The organism is Desulfosarcina sp. (assembly GCF_046496365.1).
Classification (GTDB): Bacteria; Desulfobacterota; Desulfobacteria; order Desulfobacterales; family Desulfosarcinaceae; genus Desulfosarcina.
Map to the genome: position 1 here is coordinate 37,907 of NZ_JAWOHB010000037.1, position 18,935 is coordinate 56,841.

Below are 18,935 nucleotides of genomic sequence, written 5' to 3' on the forward strand. Positions count from 1 at the left end.
ATGGCGGAACTAACCAAAGACAAGGAAGCCAAACTGGCCGATCCAGTCGGCGCTTCCATTGACCCTGCAACCCAGGAACTGATCGCCCGCGCACAAAAGCTGGGCATTGACACGGTATTCGACCGGGCTGTCCAGATGAAACCATGCGCGATTGGCATCCAGGGCATCTGCTGTAAAAACTGCGCCATGGGCCCCTGCCGCCTGCCCCTGCCCAAAGGCGGCATCGAGGGAAAAGACACCCGCAAGGGCCTATGCGGCGCCACGGCAAATACCATCGCGGCCCGCAACTTCATCCGCATGATCGCCGGCGGCGCGGCCGCGCACTCCGACCATGGCCGCTGCGTAGCTGAGGTGTTCCTCAGTGCGGCCCGCAAAGAGACCGACGCCTACAAAATCAAGGACCCCAACAAGCTTTTGGCGATCGCCCCTTGGTTTGACGTGGCCACCACTGTAGATGTTGACGGCGCGATCCAGGACCGCAACATGGATGAAATCGCCCTGGAAGTTGCCGAAAAAGCCCTTAACGAATGGGGCAAAGCCGAAGGCGAGCTCCGTTATCTCAAGCGGGCGCCGGCACCGCTGTATGAAAAGTGGGCCAAAACCGGCGTATTGCCCAGAAACATCGACCGTGAAATCGTCGAGATCATGCACCGCACCCACATGGGCGTGGACCAGGATTACAAGAACCTGATGAAGCAGGGCACGCGCGCATCCCTGGCCGACGGCTGGGGCGGCTCCATGCTGGCCACCGATCTGCAGGACGTGCTTTTCGGCACCCCCTACCCCCTGCAGGCCGAAGCCAACCTGGGCGTCATGAAGGAAGACCACGTCATCATCATCGTCCACGGCCATGAGCCGGTACTCTCCGAGATGATCGTGGCCGTGAGCCAGAAACCGGAGATCATCGCGTATGCCAAATCCAAGGGCGCCAAGGGCATCCAGCTGGGCGGCATCTGCTGCACGGCCAACGAGATCTTCCAGCGCCACGGCGTACCCCAGGCCGGCACCTACCTGCAGCAGGAGCTGGCCATCATCACCGGCGCCTGCGACGCCATGGTGGTCGACATCCAGTGCGTGTTCCAGAACCTGGCCAATGTGGCCGAGTGCTTCCACACCAAGCTGATCACCACCCACCCCATCGCCAAGATGGAGCAGGACAGCGTCATCCACATCGAATTCGACGAACACCACGCCCTGGAGGATGCGGAGAAGATCATCCGCCTGGGCATCGACAACTTCCAGAACCGCGGCAGCGAGGTTATGATTCCCCAGTACAAGGCCTCCTCCATCGGCGGGTTCAGCGTCGAGTCGATCCAGTATCACCTGGGCGGCACCTTCCGCGGCACCTACTACACCTTGAACGACAACATCATCAACGGCCGCATCCGCGGCGTAGCCGGCGTCGTGGGCTGCAACAACGCCCGTACCCGCCACAACGAAGCCCACATCCAGGTGGTCAAGGAGCTGATCAAGAATGACGTCCTCGTACTCACCACCGGCTGCAACGGCATCGCCTGCGCCATGGAAGGGCTGCTGACGCCGGAAGCGGCCGCCGTACACTGCGGCCCGGGCCTGGCCGAGGTGTGCGAGACGGTGGGTATCCCGCCGGTCCTGCACATGGGTTCCTGCGTGGACAACAGCCGCCTGCTGCTGGCAGCCACTGAAGTGGTCAAGGCCGGCGGACTGGGCAAGGACATCTGTGACCTGCCCCTGGCCGGCAGCGCCCCGGAATGGATGAGCGAAAAGGCCATCTCCATCGGCCACTACTTTGTCGCCTCGGGTGTTTACACCGTCTTCGGCCTGCATCTGCCCACCTCCGGCGCCCCCGTGTTTCATGATTACATCTCCAAGGAGATGGAAAAACTTTACGGTGGCAAGTGGGACCTGGAAGCCGACCCCATCAAGCATGCCCGCCTGATGATCGCCCACATCGACCGGAAGCGCAAAGAACTGGGCATCGACAAGGCCAGGGAGCGCGTGCTCATGGATATGGCCGACCGCCAGGCGCTGGAAGGGTAATCAATTTTTAACCAGATCCTCAACGAAGGAGGAATACAGCATGTCTAAATTAGTCGCATTTGCCGCCATCCAGGGTGGTTACAAAGTGGTTTCCACCGCTGAAGGCCGTTTCAAAAAAGCACTGGATACCCATAACGCCGACACCAAGATCGGTTTTCCCAACACCGCCTATTACCTGCCGGTCATCTACTCGCTGACCGGCATGAAGGTGGAGACCCTCGAAGACCTTAAAAAACCCCTGGCATTTGCCCGGGGCCTGTTGCCCCCGCATGTCAAGGGCAAGAACCACCTGCCCTACCTGGGGCCCCTGCTGGACGCCGGCATGGCCGCCATCTTCTCCTACGAAATCATGGAAGCCCTGCGGATCCTGGACAACCCGGACTTCTACCATCCTGAAGAGGACCCGGACATTGACGCGGGCAAGGTCTGGGTGGGCCCGGCCGATGACACCATCCTGAGAAAGCGCGGCGTGGAGTTCGTGGACGGATCGGCCCCCGGCTTTGCCGCCATGGTCGGTGCCGCACCCAATCCGGAGATCGCCAAGGCGATCGTCGAAGAGTACCAGAGAAGAAGCCTCTACATCTTCTGCGCCGCCAACCACAATGGCACCACGCTTATCGACCAGCTCCTGGAGGCCGGTGTTCAGATCGGCTGGAACACCCGCATCGTTCCCTTCGGCCCGGACATCTCCTCGGCCGTGTTTGCCCTGGGGTTCGCCAATCGCGCAGCCATGGCTTTCGGTGGCGTCAAACCCGGCGACCACAAAAAAATCCTCATGTACAACAAGGACCGCGTGTTTGCCTTCGTCAACGCCCTGGGCGACATCGGCACCGAGTGGGGCGTGGCCGCCGCCGGCTGCGTCAACTGGGGTTTTCCGACCCTGGCCGACACCGACATCCCCGAAATCCTGCCCACGGGTATCTGTACCTACGAGCACGTCGTGGCCAATGTACCCCACAGCGAAATGTGCCAGCGCTCCGTCGAGGTTCGCGGCTTGAAGACCATCATCGCCGAGATCGATATCCCTTGTTCATTCGGTCCGGCCTACGAGGGCGAGCGTGTACGCGGCGCCGACCTGTTCGCCCAGTGCGGCGGCGGCAAAACCCAGTGCACCGAGCTGGTCAAGATGGCCGACATGAACGCCATTGAAGACGGTAAGGTCATCGTCGACGGTCCGGACGTGGGTGAACTGAAGGAAGGCGGCACCTTCCCCTTGGGCATCTACATCCAGGTGGCCGGCCGGGAATTCCAGACCGACTTCGAGCCGATTCTGGAGCGCCAGATCCACCATCTGATCAACTACATCCAGGGGGTCATGCACATCGGCCAGCGCGACATCTCCTGGGTGCGCATCAGCAAGGCCGCCATCGACAAGGGCTTCACCCTCAAAGACATCGGTGTCGTCCTGCACGCCAAGTTCCACCAGGACTTCGGCAAGATCCTGGACAAAGTCCAGGTGACCCTGATGACCAAGAAGGCCGACGTGGACAAACTCACCGAACGGGCCCGCGCCGAGTACAAAACGCGCGACGAACGGGTGGAGAAGATGACCGACGAGGATGTGGAGACCTACTACTCATGCACCCTTTGCCAGTCTTTTGCCCCCAGCCATGTGTGCACGGTGAGCCCGGAGCGTACCGGCCTGTGCGGCGCCTACAACTGGATGGACTGCAAGGCCTCCTTCGAGATCAACCCCACCGGCCCCAACCAACCTATTGAAAAGGGCGAGTGCATCGACCCGAAGCTGGGCCAGTGGAAGGGTGTCAACGAATTCGTCTACAAGGCCTCCCGCGGGGCCGTGACCCACTACAACTTCTACTCCATGGTCACCGACCCCATGACCACCTGCGGCTGCTGTGAGTGCATCGCCGCCATGCTGCCGTCCTGCAACGGTGTGATGACCGTGGGCCGCGACTACGCCGGGGAAACCCCCTGCGGCATGAAATTCACCACCCTGGCCGGTGTCATGGGCGGTGGCGCTTCCTCGCCGGGCTTTGTGGGCCACTCCAAGTTCAACATAACCCAGGGCAAGTTTATACTGGGTGACGGCGGCCTCCTGCGGATGGTCTGGATGCCCAAGATGCTCAAGGAAGAACTCAAGGAACGCATCGATAAACGGGGCGCCGAAATGGGCGTACCGAATCTTTATGACATGATCGCCGATGAAACCGTGGGCATCACCGAAGAGGAGATTCTGCCCTTCCTCCAGGAAAAAGGCCACCCGGCGCTCTCCATGGATTCCCTGATCGGCTAACTGGCAAAACAACGGGGCGGACGGCATCGTCCGCCCCGTTACCACAGACGAACCGATTCCCCGGTCTCCGACCGGGTGAATTGCCCATACAGACAAGGAGAACAGTATGGCATTAACCGGTATTCAGATTTTCAAACTCCTGCCCAAGACCAACTGCAAGGAATGCGGGGTTCCCACCTGTCTTGCCTTTGCCATGAACCTGGCATCCGGCAAGGCAGAGCTGGACAGCTGTCCCTATGTCTCCGACGAGGCCCGGGAGAAACTCTCCGAAGCCTCGGCACCGCCCATTCGTCCGGTCGTGGTCGGCAAAGGTGTTCGGAAGGCGGCCACCGGCGGCGAAACCGTTCAGTACCGCCATGAAAAAACCTTTTACAATCCCACCCTGCTGGCAGCGCTGGTGGGCTCCGATATCCCCGCGGCGGACCTGAAAGCCAAACTGGCCGGCTGGAACGCCTTGCAGTACGAACGCGTGGGCCTGAATCTGCGGCCGGAGCTGGTGGCCGTCAAAGATGTCAACGGCAAGGCCGATGCCTTTGCCGCCGTCGCTAAACAAGTCGCCGAGACCTCGGAGTTCAACGTCATCCTGATGAGCGAAGATGCCGACGTCATGAAAGCCGGCGTGGCCGCCTGCGCTTTCAAAAGGCCCTTGATGTACGCCGCCACCCCAGCCAATGCAGACGCCTTCGGCGCCATCGCCAAGGAGAACGACCTGCCCCTGGCCATCAAGGCGGATTCCATCGACGGACTGACCGCCCTGTCGGAGAAGCTCACCGGCATGGGCCTTAAAGACCTGGTGCTGGATCCCGGTTCACGCGAACCCAAACAGTCCCACCAGGACATGATCGCCATCCGCCGTGCCGCCCTGAAAAACGCCAACCGGGCCGTGGGATTCCCCACCATCGCCTTGCCCTGTGAAATGGCTTCCAATCTGGACACGGAAACCATGCTGGCCGCCATGTACATAGCCAAATACGGCGGCATCGTGGTGATGTCCGACTTTGCCGGTGAAAGCCTGTTCCCGCTGCTTCTGGAGCGACTCAACATTTACACCGACCCGCAGCGGCCCATGACCGTCACCGAAGGCATCTACCCCATCAATAACCCCAACGAGAATTCCAGGGTGCTGGTCACCACCAACTTCGCCCTGACCTACTTCATTGTCTCCGGCGAAATCGAAGCCAGCAAGGTCCCCACCTGGCTGCTCATCAAGGATTCAGAAGGACTGTCAGTACTTACCGCCTGGGCTGCCGGCAAGTTCGCCGGCGACGACGTGGGCCTGTTCGTCAAAAAGAGCGGCATCACCGACAAGATCAAGCATCAGGAACTGGTCATTCCCGGCTATGCCGCCTCCATCGTGGGCGACGTGGAAGAGGAACTTCCCGGCTGGACCATCACCGTGGGTCCCCGGGAAGCCGCACACATCCCCGGCTTCCTCAGAGCGTAACCGCTGTGTGATCTAACGGTCAGGGCCGGAGGGGTTGACCCCACCGGCGCTGGCCGTCGTTTCCTGGCCGGCTCACCGGCCATCATGTTGGCAATAGCGTCATCCGTGGCCGAAGCACTGGCCGGAGCATGATGCCGAGAAAAAGAAAGGAAAGTCGTATGCTACTTATCGGCGAGAGTTTAAATGTCATATCAACGAAGATCGGCCGTGCTTTCAAGGAGCGCAATCCCAAACCGATCCAGGAAGAGGCCCTTTTCCAGAAGGAAAAGCGAATGGATTACATCGACATCAACCTGGGTCCGGCCAAAAAGGACGGGCACGAGTTGATGCCGTGGGTGGTTCAGGTGGTTCAGGACGTGGTGCCGGACCTGCCTCTGGCACTGGACACCTCCAACATCGACGCCATCGAAGCGGCCCTGAAGGTCATCAAGCAGGTCCCTTCCGGCACCCCGCACATCGTCAACTCCATCATGTGCCGCCCGGAACGCTACGAACGCATGGTGCCCATGACCGCCGAGTACAATGCCGATTTCGTCGCCCTGATGTGGGGGCCCGAAGGCCTGCCCCGCGATGAGAACGAGCGCGCCGCGTTGTGCGTCGAACTGCTTTACTTCGCCAACGAAGCCGGCATTCCCAACGAGAAAATCTGGGTGGACGGCATCGTGACCCCGGTGAACATCCAGCAGCCCCAGGCCATCAGCCTCATGGAGTTCCAGAAGATGATCCCGGATATAGCCCCGGGCGCCAAGAGCACCTGCGGCCTATCCAACATCTCCAACGGACCGCCCGACCACCTGCGGCCCATCCTGAACCAGACCTACACGGTGATGCTGATGAAGTGCGGCATGCAATCGATCATCACCGATCCGCGCGACGAACAGCAGACCGCCATCTGCAAGGGCGAACGCCAGGATATCGTCAACCTGATCTACGGTATGCTCGACGGGACCGAACCCGACCGCGCCAGCCTTTCCAAGGAGATGCTGGATTACGCCAAGACCGTCGACGTCATCCTCGGGAAAACCCTCTACTCCGACTCCTGGCTGGAGATCTGAAGCCGACCGGCCTTCCGTAGGTAAAAAGAGCCCCTTCCAAGCGGAAGGGGCTCTTGAATTTAGGATCCCGTCATTTCAAAATCAGTAATTCTTAATGCCCCGGCATGCGTGTCTTAACCGAGTGATCGGACGCGGCCCGCGTACGGTCGGAAAACAATTTGGCGCAGGTGGCGCAGTATTTGTGGATCTCCTTAACATGGGGATGGGGGGCCGTGCGCCGTTCGATAAAGTCGATATATCGCCTGGTGGCGAACCAGCGGCCACACCCTTCGCAACGTTCCAGAGGGTGTTTGCCGATCAGTTCATCCCGGATCATGACGGTTCGCACGTTTTCTCGATCCTCCACGCGGATGGAGCCGGTGGGGCAAATGTTGGCGCACGTGCCGCAGCCGATGCAACGATCCGGTTCCGGTACCACGGAACCGGCACCATCAACCTTGACCATTTTCAGAGCACCGGCGCGAACGATCTCTGTGCACACGCGGATGCACAGGCGGCACCGGACGCATCCGTCCGGTGGCGGCCCCAGGTCAACACCGTGCTCACAAGCCAACCGGCGCAACAGTTTTGATTGAGGCGCCAGGACCAGCAGGTTCATGAACGCTTTTTTTCGGGCCGCTTCCACAACGGGTCCTGTGGTTTTAATTTCCAGCCCCTCCGATACTTTAAGAATACACGCCAACATGGCAATCCGGCGGCCGCCGGTCCGCCTGGTCACTTCCACCGCACAGAGTTTGCACGATCCGGTGGTTTTCAGCGCCGGATGATAACAAAGGGTCGGGATGTCGATGCCATTTTCCCGGGCCACCTGGAGAGCGCTCTGGCCCTCTTCAGCCGGGTAGGAGATGCCGTCGATACTCATCGTAATCATTGCTTAATCCTGTATGGCGTCATGCAGATCGGTTATATATTCCTGTAGATGGTGCAGTCCGGCAGTCAGTTCCCATCCCAAAAATAAGGATGAACCTACCCTTTTGGATCGACGATCATCAATCGTCGATGGGCCGTAGACAATCCTGGGGAAGCCGATGAGTCCCCTTGCCTTCCAGACTCACCTCCACCAGCGAATCCGGATCGTTGATGGCCGTATCCGGATCGGTAATGATGCCGTGAAGGCCGACGAATCGGTCCATATAGGCTTCCCAACTCTCGTCCGCACTGCGGCGGTAGACTTCTACCTTCTGCCCTCTTCGGAAAACCATTTTCATTTCCCCCTGTCTGTCGGTCAACACCATTACCGGCGGTCGTTCACACCGGAAGTGCATTCACATTTAATCGGGCGGTTTTCGTCCTTGCGCAGCTGTCACAGATCAGCGCCCCTTCGGGTGCCTGGGTGACGGATTGGGTCCGTTTGCGGATATAATCCAGATATTTCATGGGCCCCATGGCCTTGCCGCATGAATTGCAGAAAACCAGCTTCTGCCGGTTGAGGATGGTTCCGCAAAGGATCAGCAGGCGCTCATTTCCACGGTCCTCAATTTTCATGGCATCGTTGGGACAGTTGGCCGCACAGGCCCCGCAGGCGATGCAGCGCTCCTCGGTGACGCGCAGATCGGTATGGCCGGGATGGTCGAAGTCCAGGTAACCCAACTCCAGGGCGCTGATGCCCATCTTGTCACGGCAGACGGTCACACATTTGCCGCACCGTCGACAGATGTCGCAGCGCAGGCACCGCCGGGCTTCCTCACGGACCATATTTTCGGTGTATCCCAATTCAACCTGCTGAAAAGTGGTCCGGCGGCGATCCAGGTTCAACATGTCCATGGTCGGCCGCTTGATAACCGTTTTGGTGCCGGCGGGAACCTCGATACAGGATTCCCTTCGCCGTCGCACAGGGACAGGCGGCATCAACGGTTGGGGAATACCCAGCAGGTAGCGGTCAATGGCCTCCGCGGCCCGCTTCCCCCCGCCGATGGCCTCGATCACCGTGGCCGGACCGGTTACCGCATCACCGGCGGCAAATATTCCCTCAAGGGATGTTTCCATCGTGACCATGTTTACATCGATGGTCCCGCGCCGGGTCCAGTCCATCGTTTCGAGTTCACCCAGGCAGAGCTGGTCGACTTTCTGGCCGATGGCGCTGATCACCACATCCGCTTCCATTATATATTCACTGCCCAGAACCGGAACCGGAGACATGCGACTGCTGCCTTCGCGCTGCACCAACTGGGCGCGGACACAGCTTAGTCCGCAAACTTTGTTGTCTTGACCCACGATTTTGGCTGGAATGGTCAGAAAAGAGAACCGAACCCCCTCCTCCTCGGCCTGCTCGACCTCCTCTTCATCAGCCGGCATTTCGTGACGGGTCCGGCGATAGGCGATGGTTACTTCCGGACTGCCCAGGCGCAGGCAGGTTCGCGCCGCATCGATGGCCACATTGCCGCCTCCGACAACCACCACCCGTTTTCCGGGCATCCGCCGGTCACCCAGGGCCACCCGGCGAAGCAGGTCGATGGCTTCCACCGTCTGAGGAAAATCCCCCTCCCCCGGAATTCCCAGTTTATAGGCCTTATGGGCGCCAATGGCGAAGAAAAAAGCGTCATAACCCTCTGCCTGCAATTGGTCCAGGGTCACATCTTCGCCAAACCGGGTGTTGAACGCAAACGTCACCCCCAGTTCCTCCAGCATGCCCACTTCCCGGTCGATCACTTCCCGGGGCAGCCGATAGCGGGGGATGCCCACCATGATCATGCCGCCGGCCGTGGGCAGCGCCTCGATCACGTGAACCCCATACCCTTTCAAGGCCAGGTAGTAGGCCGCACTCAGGCCACCCGGCCCGGCGCCGATCACACAGATTCTTTTGCCCTGATCGGGTGCTTTTTGCGGATTGCGGTAGGTGCCTTCGGACATGGCCCGTTCGGCGGCAAATGCCTTGAGAAATTTGATTGAAACCGGGGTGTCGATCCGGCCGCGCACGCACATGAACTCACAGGGTCGGGTGCAGACCAGCCCACAGACCCACGGAAAGGGGTTGTCCTTGCGGATCACTTCGATGGCCTCGGCGTCCCTCCCCTGGCCGATCAGGGTCACATAGGTGGGCACGTCGATACCTGCCGGGCAGGCCATCTGGCACGGTGCCGGCGTCAGCCATTCGCAGGTTTCAGTCGGGCAGTTGTGCGTTCTCACATGGCTCTCGAACACTTCACCGTGCGTCTCCATGGTCTGGTGAAGGTGTTTGCCCAGCCGGTAGCCTTCCGGTTCGGCGGCCTCTTGGAACAGCTCGCCGATCAAACCGTGAACCGCCGGCAGATGATCCTCACCGGCGCGCCCCCAGGCCACATCTTCAAGAAGGCTGTGAATCTCTTCGGCGATCCGTCGGCTTTTCGGTTGCTTCAGACCGCCACTGCCGATGATTTCATCGATAAATTGGATGCTCTCCGTGACCGGGCATTGGCTATTGGACATGGATGACCTCTTGTTTCAGAACGCGCAGTGCTCCAGCGATGCGACGGTCTGGGCATGGCGCTCCCTGCGGATTTGGGTCATATCTTCCACTTTGCCAAACTTCAGGCAATGGGTGGTGCAGGTGGTCACGCAGGCGGGGTTAAGGCCCTGATCCACCCGGTCCTTGCAGTAGTCGCACTTGACCACCTTGCCCGTTTCCGGATTCCACTGGGGAGCCCCCCATGGGCAGGCGGAAATGCAGGTCTTGCAGCCCACACAGAGGTTATGGTCCACAAAGACGATGCCGTCGCTGCTGCGCTGCTGCATGGCGCCGGTGGGACAGGCGGCCACACACCAGGGGTTTTCACAGTGAAAGCAGGGCATGAAAATATAAGCCGCCCGCGGAAGCCCGCCGATCATTTTCGGTCCCACCTGAATAACCTGGCACAGCCGGGGGCCCATGGGTAGATTTTTGTTGGCCTTGCACTGCACTTCACAGGCGTGGCAGCCAATACATTTTTTGGTGTCCTGAAAAAGATAATATTTGCTCATAGTCCTCTTTTCCTGTTTATTTTCCCGCAGCGTCTGCTCCGACCGAGGGCCAGTTTGAACCTTGCGACCCGTCAGGCGGCCTTAACCGTGACGAAGGTATCGTGATAGGCGGGGCTTCCGCCCACCTTGTCATAAATGTTCTCCTGCAGGGCCGCATCGCTGACGCCTTTGTTATAGGATCGCTCGGCCCGCTTGGCCTGATGACCGAAGCCATGCAGCAGAAAAACGCACTCCGGATGGATCAGGTCGGTAACATAGGCGCGCATCTTTCCGCTGTGACGGCTGGAGGCGATTTCAACCATCGACCGGTCGGCAATGCCCAGTTCGGCGGCCTTGCGGTTGTTGATCCACAACAGGTTCTCGCCGCACAGCTCATTGAGGTATTCCACATTCTGCGTGGATACATGGGTGTGCAAGGCCGTCCGGCCGGTGACCAGCCGGAACGTGTCCGGCTGGGCCGACGGCATGGGCTCGTAGGCCGGAAAAGACTCAAATCCCGCATCCTCAAGCAGTGCAGACTTGAACTCGATCTTCTTGGACGGCGTCTTGAGTTTGAGGCCATCGGTGCGATCCCAGAAAATCTGTTTTTTGCCGTAGGCCACGAACCCCTTGGCGTCAAAATCTTCCATGGTAAAGCCGGTGCCCTCCAGCTGCCAGCGGACCAGCTCATCCATGTTTGCATAGGGAAAATAATCGCCGGTGCCGATGCGGTCGGCGATCTGCTTGAGAATCATGGCGCCTTCACGCGTGTCGTAGCGCGGTGTAACCGCCTGACGGCGCAAGAACATCTGGGGTTTGAGGCCGTTGGCCTGCTGAATGCAGTCGGTTCTCTCCAGGTAAGTCGACTCGGGGAGGATCACGTCGCTGTACCAGGCGATATCGCTGTAGTTGATGTCAATGGTCACAATGAGATCCAACTGGTCAAGCGCCTTGCGCGTCAATTCAGTGTCCGCGATGGACATGAGCGGCTCGAACCGAAAATTGAACAGCGCCTTGATGGGATAAGGATCGGCGTTGATGATGGCATGGGGCAGGCGATGTGGCGCCCCATGAGCCGGATCCGGCAGCGGGAAATCGGCTGTACCCACTTTGTCGAAACGGGGAAACTCGATTTTCGGGAACTCCTGATCCACCAGTTTGCGGGCGGCTTTGCCACCGGCCTCACCGGGGCCTTTTTTAAAGAAGATCCCGCCTTTGGTCTCAATGGAACCCATGAGCGCGTTGAGCATGAGAATGGAGCGGCGGAGGTAAATTTCATTGGTGTGGCTGGCACCGCGATAGCCGTAATGAAACGCCACGGCCGGCCGATCCTTAGCCAGTTCCCGGGCCAGGGCAACGATTTCCCCAGCCGGAATCCCAGTCTCCGCTTCCGCCCACCTGGGCGAATACGGTTCAACAAAATCCTGAAGTTCGGTCAGACCGTGCACCCAGCGGTCCACAAATGCGGCATCGTAGAGCCGTTCATCCAGGATCACGTGCATCAGGGCATAATTGAGCGCCAGATCGGTGCCCGGCCGGATCATCCAGTAACGGTGGGCCTTGGTGGCAGTGATCGATACGCGGGGATCGATATAGGTCATTTTGGCCCCGTCCTCCATGGCCGCCATAAGGTTGTTGACCTCCTTGACCGAAATGGCTTCGAAAATATTGCGGCCGTAAAGCACGATGTGCCGGGTATTGCGGTAGTCGACCCCGATCTGTCCGTCGGTGAGGCCGAAAAGCGAACGGCAGGCCGTGTTCACCGACCCTTTGCACAGGGCGTCATGTGTGAAATGGTTGGGTGAACCGATGGCTTTCAAAAAGGTCTTGCTCACATGCGTGGCCAACTGGGTTCGTTCGCCCAGCACCACGCTGTGGCCGCCATACTGGTCGATGATCCCCTTGAGTTTGTCACCCACGTAATCCAGGGCCTCATCCCAGCTGGCCTTGCGCCAATTTCCCGAGCCACGGTCGCCTACCCGGATCATCGGGCTCTGAACGCGCTGGCGGTCGTAGAGCAGCGATGTCCCCGCCGCACCGCGGGGGCACAGGCTGCCCTCCATGCCGGCCACGTGGGGATTGCCTTCGATCCAGACCACTTGACCGTCTTTGACGTTGACCTTGATGGGACAGCGGATCGAGCACATAAAACAGAGACTGTAAACTTCTTTTTGCATAGTATTCCTCCAGCATAGTAAACCGGCAAGCGGTTTCGATTACGATTCAATGCGAAATCGGCTCCTTCAACAAAGCAACATGCGTACCAGAATTCCGGGTTGCATACAAAAACGCGACAACCATAAAAAATTTAAAAACATTAATTTTTCAGCTTGTTATAAATTAAACGCCTGCCGGAGCTGTCATTTCCGGTAATTATCGGTAACATTTTCAGCATACGGTGCTCATTTTTTCTTGCACCGAAATATTTTTATTGCGCTTCCTAGTTTTTTAATAAATGCTGTACATTCAAATGGATATTAAACGGAGCAACATAATTAATGCGCCTTGCCCACCCACGGCAGGCTCCTACGCGGATCGCCCATTGAAATGAAAGATTGAAAATATTTTTCAATAGCCTGTTAATATTAAGTTTTATTTGGCATCCACTGGGAACCCGTTCTCCTCCTTCAACGGGCGTTCAATGGCATGCAACTTGCTCATAACCGGACAGCCCTTTTATTTCATCGGACTGGAGGTGATGCAAGCAGGATGTAAGGCGTTTTTTTGGGGGATGAATTCAGTTCATCCTGAATATGCACGACGACCGATATGGGTTTCGGTCTTTATTCCCAACATTGTGGAGGAGATTGATGAACACCAACTTGAAATTTGTAACCGTGTTGCTTTTGATTTTCTGTTTCGCCGCAGTGCCGATGCTGGTGACCGATACGGCCCATAGTGCCAGTCTGGAAGAGGCCATCGCCCAGGCACCCCAGGGAACCGAAAAGGGCCAGATCGACCCCAATGCCAAACCCGGATTCTTAGGTATCCCCGGCGGCCCGCAACTCAACCCGATCGTGGGTTTCCTGTGGGCCATCTGGGTAGGCTGGATCTTCTCCACCGTGGGTGCCTTCGGCGGCATCATGGCCGGCGTGGGTCACATGACGATCTATGGCCTGGGCAGCTATGCAAAAACCTTCAAAGATACGTCACCGGCGCTGAACAAAGGAATCACGGACAGCATCCGCGTCTCCAACCAGTGGCTGGTGGGAACGTCCGCCCTGGTTTCCAGCTTCAACTACTGGAAGCAGAAACGGCTGGTGGCCTCCCTGGGATTTTTCCTGGGCATCGGCGCCCTTTTCGCCACCCTGCTCATCGTCTTCACCACCGCCGGCAAAGTCAAATTCTCCCAGTACCAGGGGTACTTCGGCCTGGTGGTGTTCATCATCGGCGGGTTCATGGTCTATGAGATGAGCCCCAAAGGGCAGGCCTCCAAGAAAGCGGCCAAAGCGGCCGCCAAGGCCTTTGAGGAAGCAGCCAAATCAAAGGTCGCCATTGAAAACCTAGGCGTCAAAACCTTGAAATGGAGCCTTTCCAAGATCGAAATCTCCTTTTTTGGTCAGACCTTCAGTTTCAGCCCGATCTGGGCCTTTGCCGGCGGTTTCTTCATTTCGGCGCTGGCTTCGTTTTTGGGCATCGGCGGCGGATTCCTGTATGTTCCCTTCCTGACCAGCGTGGTGGGCCTGCCCATGTTCGTGGTCGCCGGCACCTCCGCCCTCTCCGTGCTGATCGGTATGATTTTCGCCATTTTCAACTTCATGGTTCTGAAGGGCGTCATGATTCACTGGCCACTGATCGGTGTGGAACTGATCGGTATCTTCATCGGTTCCATGATCGGCCCGCGAACCGGCAAATACATTCCTGAAAAAGTTCTGAAGGGAATTTTCATTGTGCTGGCGGCATACATCGGTCTGAAATATACACTGCTTGGATTTTTCGGAATCAAGATGCCTTTCTAAATAGATTCGTTACCGGCCTGAAAATAAGCCGGTGCCGGCAAGATGCCTGCCGGCACCGGTATTATCGCTGGAGCCATCTGTGCGGACTTCTCCGCATGACAAACATCAACGGTCGGTTCAACATCCATGCAAAACTTTTTCCACAGTATTTATGTCCATACGGATCAGTTCCTGATTTTCTTTTACCGGCTGACCCATATCCCTATCCTCGACTTTCTGATTGGAACCTTCAACCTGGCTTGTCTTTGTGTCATTATTGGCGAACTTTCCGTTTCCCTGGCTCTGAAATTCAACAAACCCTACGTGGACCAGATGACGACTGAAATGCGGGAAAAAGAGCGCTTGTCCATGATGGCTTACCAAGCGGGCGACAAGGAGAGTTACAAGGCATTGAACAAAGAGGCGACGGATGTCTGGGGAAAGAGCTTTTTCACCATGGTGGCCCACAGTGCAGCCATTTTATGGCCGCTGCCCTTTGCCATGGGCTGGCTGGGCTCCCGCTTCGCCGAGGTGGATTTCCCGGTGGCGGCACCCCTTTCCTTCTTGTTCGCCAACGGTGTGGGTTACATGTTCACATTCATACCGATGTACATCCTCAGCCGCATTCTGTTCAAATACATGAGGCCCCATCTGCCTTATTTTAAAGGCGTGCAGAAAATGTTGGACGCCGCCGACAAAGCCGGCCGTTAAAGCAGCTCAAGCCCTGCAACACATCCAGCTGGCATTGACGGACTGTGAAAGGTTGACAAACAGTCAATCCCATAGCCGATTCATCAGGAATACTGGGCGTAAAAGGATGAACATGATCCGAAACATCGCGGACCGCCTATCGCGCTATGCAGTTGCAGGTGGGTGTTTCTGCCTGACGTTGTTGGCAGACTCGCCCGCCCTGGCCACCCAGGGCCATGCGGGCGTCGAAGGGGTGTGGGTCCACCAGTTCGCCCATATCTTTTTCCTGCTTTCCATGGTGCTTTTGATCTACTGGCTGCGGCAGGCCGGGCTGGTGAAAGCACCCGGATGGCGCTATATCCAGTATGCGGCCTTCTTTTTCATTCTCTGGAACGCCGATGCCTTCCTGGTTCACTTCCTCGACGAACAAATTCTGGCCGTTGATGTCAGCAATACCGGACCTTGGCACATCCGCATCACCGCCGCCGGCGATCGCAACTGGGTGGCCGTTGTCTACTATGTGGCCAAGCTGGATCATCTGCTATGTGTACCGGCCATGGTGTTCCTGATGCTGGGACTGCGATTCATGTTGATTGAGGCGCGCAAAGATCAGCCCCAAAAAGGAATCCGTTGATGACCGGCACCTTTTTCCCCATCTGGTTCATCGACGTTGTCGGGTCCGTCCTGATGATCGTTTTCTCCTTTATCAGTCTCGGGTACAGCCTGCGCCTGAAAAAAATCGAACCCACCAATATTGTCGTCAACTACCTGTTGTGGGTGTGTGCGGCCCTGGCCATTTTTGCCGTCTCCCGCTCCGCCGGTCACCTGCTCAAGCAAATCTTTCTGTTGGTTGGCCGCCAGGACCTGTGGGCAGCCATCCAGCCCTTCTCCGGCGCCGTCAACACCTTCACCTTCATCGTCGTCGCCTCGGTCACCCTTTTCTTCGAGCGGACCTGGGCGATTTACGGCACCATCGTCAAGGACCGCCAGGCCCTGCAGACCGCCCATGAGGAGTTGCTCTACCTCAATCAGAATCTGGAGCAGCTGGTCGAAAAGCGCACCGAGGCACTGGCGATTTCCGAGCAGAAGTACCGCCGGATCTTCGAGGTTTCCAAAGACATGATCCTGGTGACGCGCCGTGACGGGCGGATCGTCAATCTCAACCCGGCGGGAAGAAGCATGGTCGGCTTCCATGGTTTGGAAGGGGACGACACCATTGACAAAGGGTTCTTCCAGGAACTGTTGTCAAGCGCCAAGGACTGGGATTCGATCAGTCGACACATCGAAGACCGCGGGTTCATCTCCAGCGAAGAGTTCGACCTGGTGTTGAAAGACGGCACCCGTCGTCGGGTGCTGCTATCGGGCAGCCTGGCCAAAAGCTCCTACGACGATGGCGAAACCATTCATTTTCTGATCAAGGACATCGAACAGCGCCGGTTGATACAGAAACAGATGGCTCAGGCGGACAAGCTGGCATCCATCGGCGAGCTCTCTTCGGGCATCGCCCACGAAATTAACAATCCACTGGGCATCATCTTGGGCTACACCCAGTTGCTGCTGCGCAGCGAAGACACCCGCTCAGACCGCTACACGGACCTGAAAACCATCGAAAAACATGTCCGGTCCTGCAAGGCCATTGTCGAAGACCTGCTCAATTTTGCACGAACATCCAGTCCCCAGATGGCGCATCTGGACATCCACGTTATTATTGAGGAGGTGATCGGTTTTGTGCGCCACCACAGCAACCTGGAAAACATTCACATCGAAACCGTCTTCGCACCAGACCTGCCCCCAGTGCGCATGGATGCGAAGAAGATCAAGCAGGTGCTCATCAATCTGCTGATGAACGCCATCCATGCGGTGAAGCGCAACGGCGGCATTAAAATAACCACCGGGCTCAACGATTCGGCCAGCCGCATCACGGTTGAGGTGTCTGATACGGGGCATGGCATCGCAAAAGAGAACCTGCTGCGAATCTTCGATCCTTTTTTCACCACCAAACCCACCGGTGAAGGCACGGGCCTTGGGCTGTCGGTCAGTTATGGCATCATCAAAGGCCATGGCGGCAACATTACCGTTAAAAGTGAACCGGGCCGAGGGGCCGCATTTACCATCGCCCTGCCGACCACGGCCCCGCTTTCGGGGAGGTAAACCATGGTGCAGAACCTTCTCATCGTTGACGACGAACCGGATATGCTGACGCTGCTCAAAAGGAGCCTGGAACCTGAACTGGGCTGCCGGGTGGATACCGCATCCTCCGGAGAAGCCGCCCTGGAAATGATTCGCGCCGGCGACTACGACCTGGTCCTGGCGGACATCAAAATGCCCGGCATCAGCGGTTTGGATGTATTGGAACAAGTCAAAGCCGATAGCGGTGAAAAAATAACCGTGATCATGATGACCGCTTACGGACACATCGAGATGGCCGTGGAAGCCATGAAGCGCGGGGCCTACGATTTCATCACCAAACCCTTCGATCACGATGCGCTGGTGATGCGTCTGGAAAAGGCCTTCGAACGCAGCCGCCTGATGAAAGAGAACCTGAGGCTGCACCATGAGTGCCAGGCAACGGATATGTTTCAGGAGCTGGTCGGAAAAAGCCCCCAGATGCAGCGGGTCTATGAAACCATCCTGATGGTCGCCAAAAACGATCTAACGGTGCTGATTACCGGTGAATCGGGCACTGGCAAAGATCTGACCGCCAGGGCGGTGCACGCTTTGAGCAACCGCAGCCATCGTCCCTTTATTGCCGTGAACTGTCCCACCGTTCCAGAGCAGATTCTGGAAAGCGAGCTGTTCGGCTATAGAAAAGGGGCGTTCACCCATGCCACCAGAGACAAGAAAGGTCTGTTCCAGGAGGCCCACACCGGCACGATTTTCCTTGATGAAATCGGCGACATCACGACCACCATTCAGACCAAACTGCTGCGGGTGCTTCAGGAAAAGGAGATCAAGGCCCTGGGTGACGCCCGGCCGATTCATGTGGATGTCAGGATCATCGCCTCCACCAACCAGCCCCTGTCCGAGAAAATCAGGGCGGGTGAATTCCGCGAGGACTTCTTTTATCGGCTCAATGTCCTGCCCATAGCGCTTCCGCCGCTGCGGGACCGCCCCGAAGACATCCCGCTGATCGCCAGTCATCTGCTGGAAAAACACTGTGCCAAACTGGACAAACCCTTGAAACATTTCTCAGCGGAATTGATGGATGCCTTCGTAGGCCGCCGGTGGGAGGGCAATGTGCGTGAGATGGAAAATATGATCCTGCAGGGAATACTTTTTTCCCCCACCGATGAGATCACCCCCACGGACGTTGGCATCGGGCGCAGGACCACTTCCACCACCTTGGCCGACGAGAGCACGACCTTTATCGACCTTCCGTATAAGGAGGCCAAAGAGAACAACCTGAAAGCCTTCAATGCCGCCTACATCGGTCACATGCTTGCCTTGAACGAGGGCAATGTCACCCAGGCGGCTAGAGCCTGCGGCCTGGAGCGCCAGGCCCTGCAGCAGATCATGCGCCGCTATGGCATCACCGCGGTTCCGTATCGGCAGCCGTGAGGAGAGCGGGATGGGCCCAAACCTTGATTCAGCCGCTGCGCGGCGACCCTCATACAGACACC

The 18,935-nt window shown here is 57.8% G+C and carries 14 protein-coding genes; 9 read left to right on the forward strand and 5 right to left on the reverse strand.

From position 1 onward, the window contains the following. The 4 genes from cooS (at position 1) to R6V78_RS02220 (ending at position 6,772) form a co-directional block, all read left to right on the forward strand. A complete protein-coding gene (gene cooS, locus R6V78_RS02205) occupies positions 1-2,019 on the forward strand; it encodes an anaerobic carbon-monoxide dehydrogenase catalytic subunit (RefSeq protein WP_410287687.1) in 2,019 nt (672 codons plus the stop codon). A gap of 40 nt (positions 2,020-2,059) precedes the next feature. Continuing rightward, on the forward strand, positions 2,060-4,273 hold the full coding sequence (gene acsB, locus R6V78_RS02210) for an acetyl-CoA decarbonylase/synthase complex subunit alpha/beta (RefSeq protein WP_410287688.1): 2,214 nt from the start codon (positions 2,060-2,062) through the stop codon (positions 4,271-4,273). Between the two features lie 106 nt (positions 4,274-4,379). Continuing rightward, positions 4,380-5,717: an acetyl-CoA decarbonylase/synthase complex subunit gamma gene (gene acsC, locus R6V78_RS02215; protein ID WP_410287689.1), complete on the forward strand. Its 1,338-nt coding sequence runs from the start codon at positions 4,380-4,382 to the stop codon at positions 5,715-5,717. 158 nt (positions 5,718-5,875) lie between these two features. Continuing rightward, on the forward strand, positions 5,876-6,772 hold the full coding sequence (locus tag R6V78_RS02220; RefSeq protein WP_410287690.1) for a dihydropteroate synthase: 897 nt from the start codon (positions 5,876-5,878) through the stop codon (positions 6,770-6,772). A 91-nt stretch (positions 6,773-6,863) separates the two neighbouring features. On the opposite strand, the gene R6V78_RS02225 is transcribed toward R6V78_RS02220, so the two are convergent. From R6V78_RS02225 to R6V78_RS02245, 5 genes are all read right to left on the reverse strand, one after another. Continuing rightward, a complete protein-coding gene (locus R6V78_RS02225) occupies positions 6,864-7,643 on the reverse strand; it encodes a 2Fe-2S iron-sulfur cluster-binding protein (RefSeq protein WP_410287691.1) in 780 nt (259 codons plus the stop codon). Positions 7,644-7,761: 118 nt separating this feature from the next. Continuing rightward, entirely contained in the window at positions 7,762-7,974 is a 213-nt protein-coding gene (locus R6V78_RS02230) for a hypothetical protein (RefSeq protein WP_410287692.1), read from the reverse strand. A gap of 46 nt (positions 7,975-8,020) precedes the next feature. Continuing rightward, positions 8,021-10,177, reverse strand: coding sequence for an FAD-dependent oxidoreductase (locus R6V78_RS02235; RefSeq protein WP_410287693.1), 2,157 nt, complete (start codon positions 10,175-10,177; stop codon positions 8,021-8,023). A gap of 15 nt (positions 10,178-10,192) precedes the next feature. Then, positions 10,193-10,708, reverse strand: a complete 516-nt coding sequence (locus R6V78_RS02240; RefSeq protein WP_410287694.1) for a 4Fe-4S dicluster domain-containing protein — start codon at positions 10,706-10,708, stop codon at positions 10,193-10,195. Between the two features lie 71 nt (positions 10,709-10,779). Beyond that, the gene (locus R6V78_RS02245; RefSeq protein WP_410287695.1) at positions 10,780-12,864 is read right to left on the reverse strand and encodes a molybdopterin-dependent oxidoreductase; all 2,085 of its coding nucleotides are present in this window, start codon (positions 12,862-12,864) and stop codon (positions 10,780-10,782) included. 633 nt (positions 12,865-13,497) lie between these two features. Between R6V78_RS02245 and R6V78_RS02250 the strand changes: the two genes are divergently transcribed. The 5 genes from R6V78_RS02250 to R6V78_RS02270 all read left to right on the forward strand — a co-directional run bounded on the left by R6V78_RS02250 (position 13,498) and on the right by R6V78_RS02270 (position 18,873). After that, on the forward strand, positions 13,498-14,646 hold the full coding sequence (locus R6V78_RS02250) for a sulfite exporter TauE/SafE family protein (RefSeq protein ID WP_410287696.1): 1,149 nt from the start codon (positions 13,498-13,500) through the stop codon (positions 14,644-14,646). A 126-nt stretch (positions 14,647-14,772) separates the two neighbouring features. Next, positions 14,773-15,336 (forward strand): hypothetical protein, encoded by a 564-nt coding sequence (locus R6V78_RS02255; protein ID WP_410287697.1) that lies wholly within the window; start codon positions 14,773-14,775, stop codon positions 15,334-15,336. 112 nt (positions 15,337-15,448) lie between these two features. Then, positions 15,449-15,949, forward strand: a complete 501-nt coding sequence (locus R6V78_RS02260; RefSeq protein ID WP_410287698.1) for a hypothetical protein — start codon at positions 15,449-15,451, stop codon at positions 15,947-15,949. Beyond that, positions 15,949-17,466, forward strand: a complete 1,518-nt coding sequence (locus R6V78_RS02265; protein WP_410287699.1) for a two-component system sensor histidine kinase NtrB — start codon at positions 15,949-15,951, stop codon at positions 17,464-17,466. Before R6V78_RS02260 ends, R6V78_RS02265 begins: the two co-directional genes overlap by 1 nt. A gap of 3 nt (positions 17,467-17,469) precedes the next feature. Continuing rightward, positions 17,470-18,873 (forward strand): sigma-54-dependent transcriptional regulator, encoded by a 1,404-nt coding sequence (locus R6V78_RS02270; protein ID WP_410287700.1) that lies wholly within the window; start codon positions 17,470-17,472, stop codon positions 18,871-18,873. Positions 18,874-18,935 lie beyond the last annotated feature (62 nt).

Coding starts and splice junctions, on each gene's coding strand:
- cooS (WP_410287687.1), top strand. CDS start 1: ATGGCGGAACTAACCAAAGACAAGGAAGCCAAACTGGCCGATCCAGTC.
- acsB (WP_410287688.1), top strand. CDS start 2,060: ATGTCTAAATTAGTCGCATTTGCCGCCATCCAGGGTGGTTACAAAGTG.
- acsC (WP_410287689.1), top strand. CDS start 4,380: ATGGCATTAACCGGTATTCAGATTTTCAAACTCCTGCCCAAGACCAAC.
- R6V78_RS02220 (WP_410287690.1), top strand. CDS start 5,876: ATGCTACTTATCGGCGAGAGTTTAAATGTCATATCAACGAAGATCGGC.
- R6V78_RS02225 (WP_410287691.1), bottom strand. CDS start 7,643: ATGATTACGATGAGTATCGACGGCATCTCCTACCCGGCTGAAGAGGGC.
- R6V78_RS02230 (WP_410287692.1), bottom strand. CDS start 7,974: ATGGTTTTCCGAAGAGGGCAGAAGGTAGAAGTCTACCGCCGCAGTGCG.
- R6V78_RS02235 (WP_410287693.1), bottom strand. CDS start 10,177: ATGTCCAATAGCCAATGCCCGGTCACGGAGAGCATCCAATTTATCGAT.
- R6V78_RS02240 (WP_410287694.1), bottom strand. CDS start 10,708: ATGAGCAAATATTATCTTTTTCAGGACACCAAAAAATGTATTGGCTGC.
- R6V78_RS02245 (WP_410287695.1), bottom strand. CDS start 12,864: ATGCAAAAAGAAGTTTACAGTCTCTGTTTTATGTGCTCGATCCGCTGT.
- R6V78_RS02250 (WP_410287696.1), top strand. CDS start 13,498: ATGAACACCAACTTGAAATTTGTAACCGTGTTGCTTTTGATTTTCTGT.
- R6V78_RS02255 (WP_410287697.1), top strand. CDS start 14,773: ATGCAAAACTTTTTCCACAGTATTTATGTCCATACGGATCAGTTCCTG.
- R6V78_RS02260 (WP_410287698.1), top strand. CDS start 15,449: ATGATCCGAAACATCGCGGACCGCCTATCGCGCTATGCAGTTGCAGGT.
- R6V78_RS02265 (WP_410287699.1), top strand. CDS start 15,949: ATGACCGGCACCTTTTTCCCCATCTGGTTCATCGACGTTGTCGGGTCC.
- R6V78_RS02270 (WP_410287700.1), top strand. CDS start 17,470: ATGGTGCAGAACCTTCTCATCGTTGACGACGAACCGGATATGCTGACG.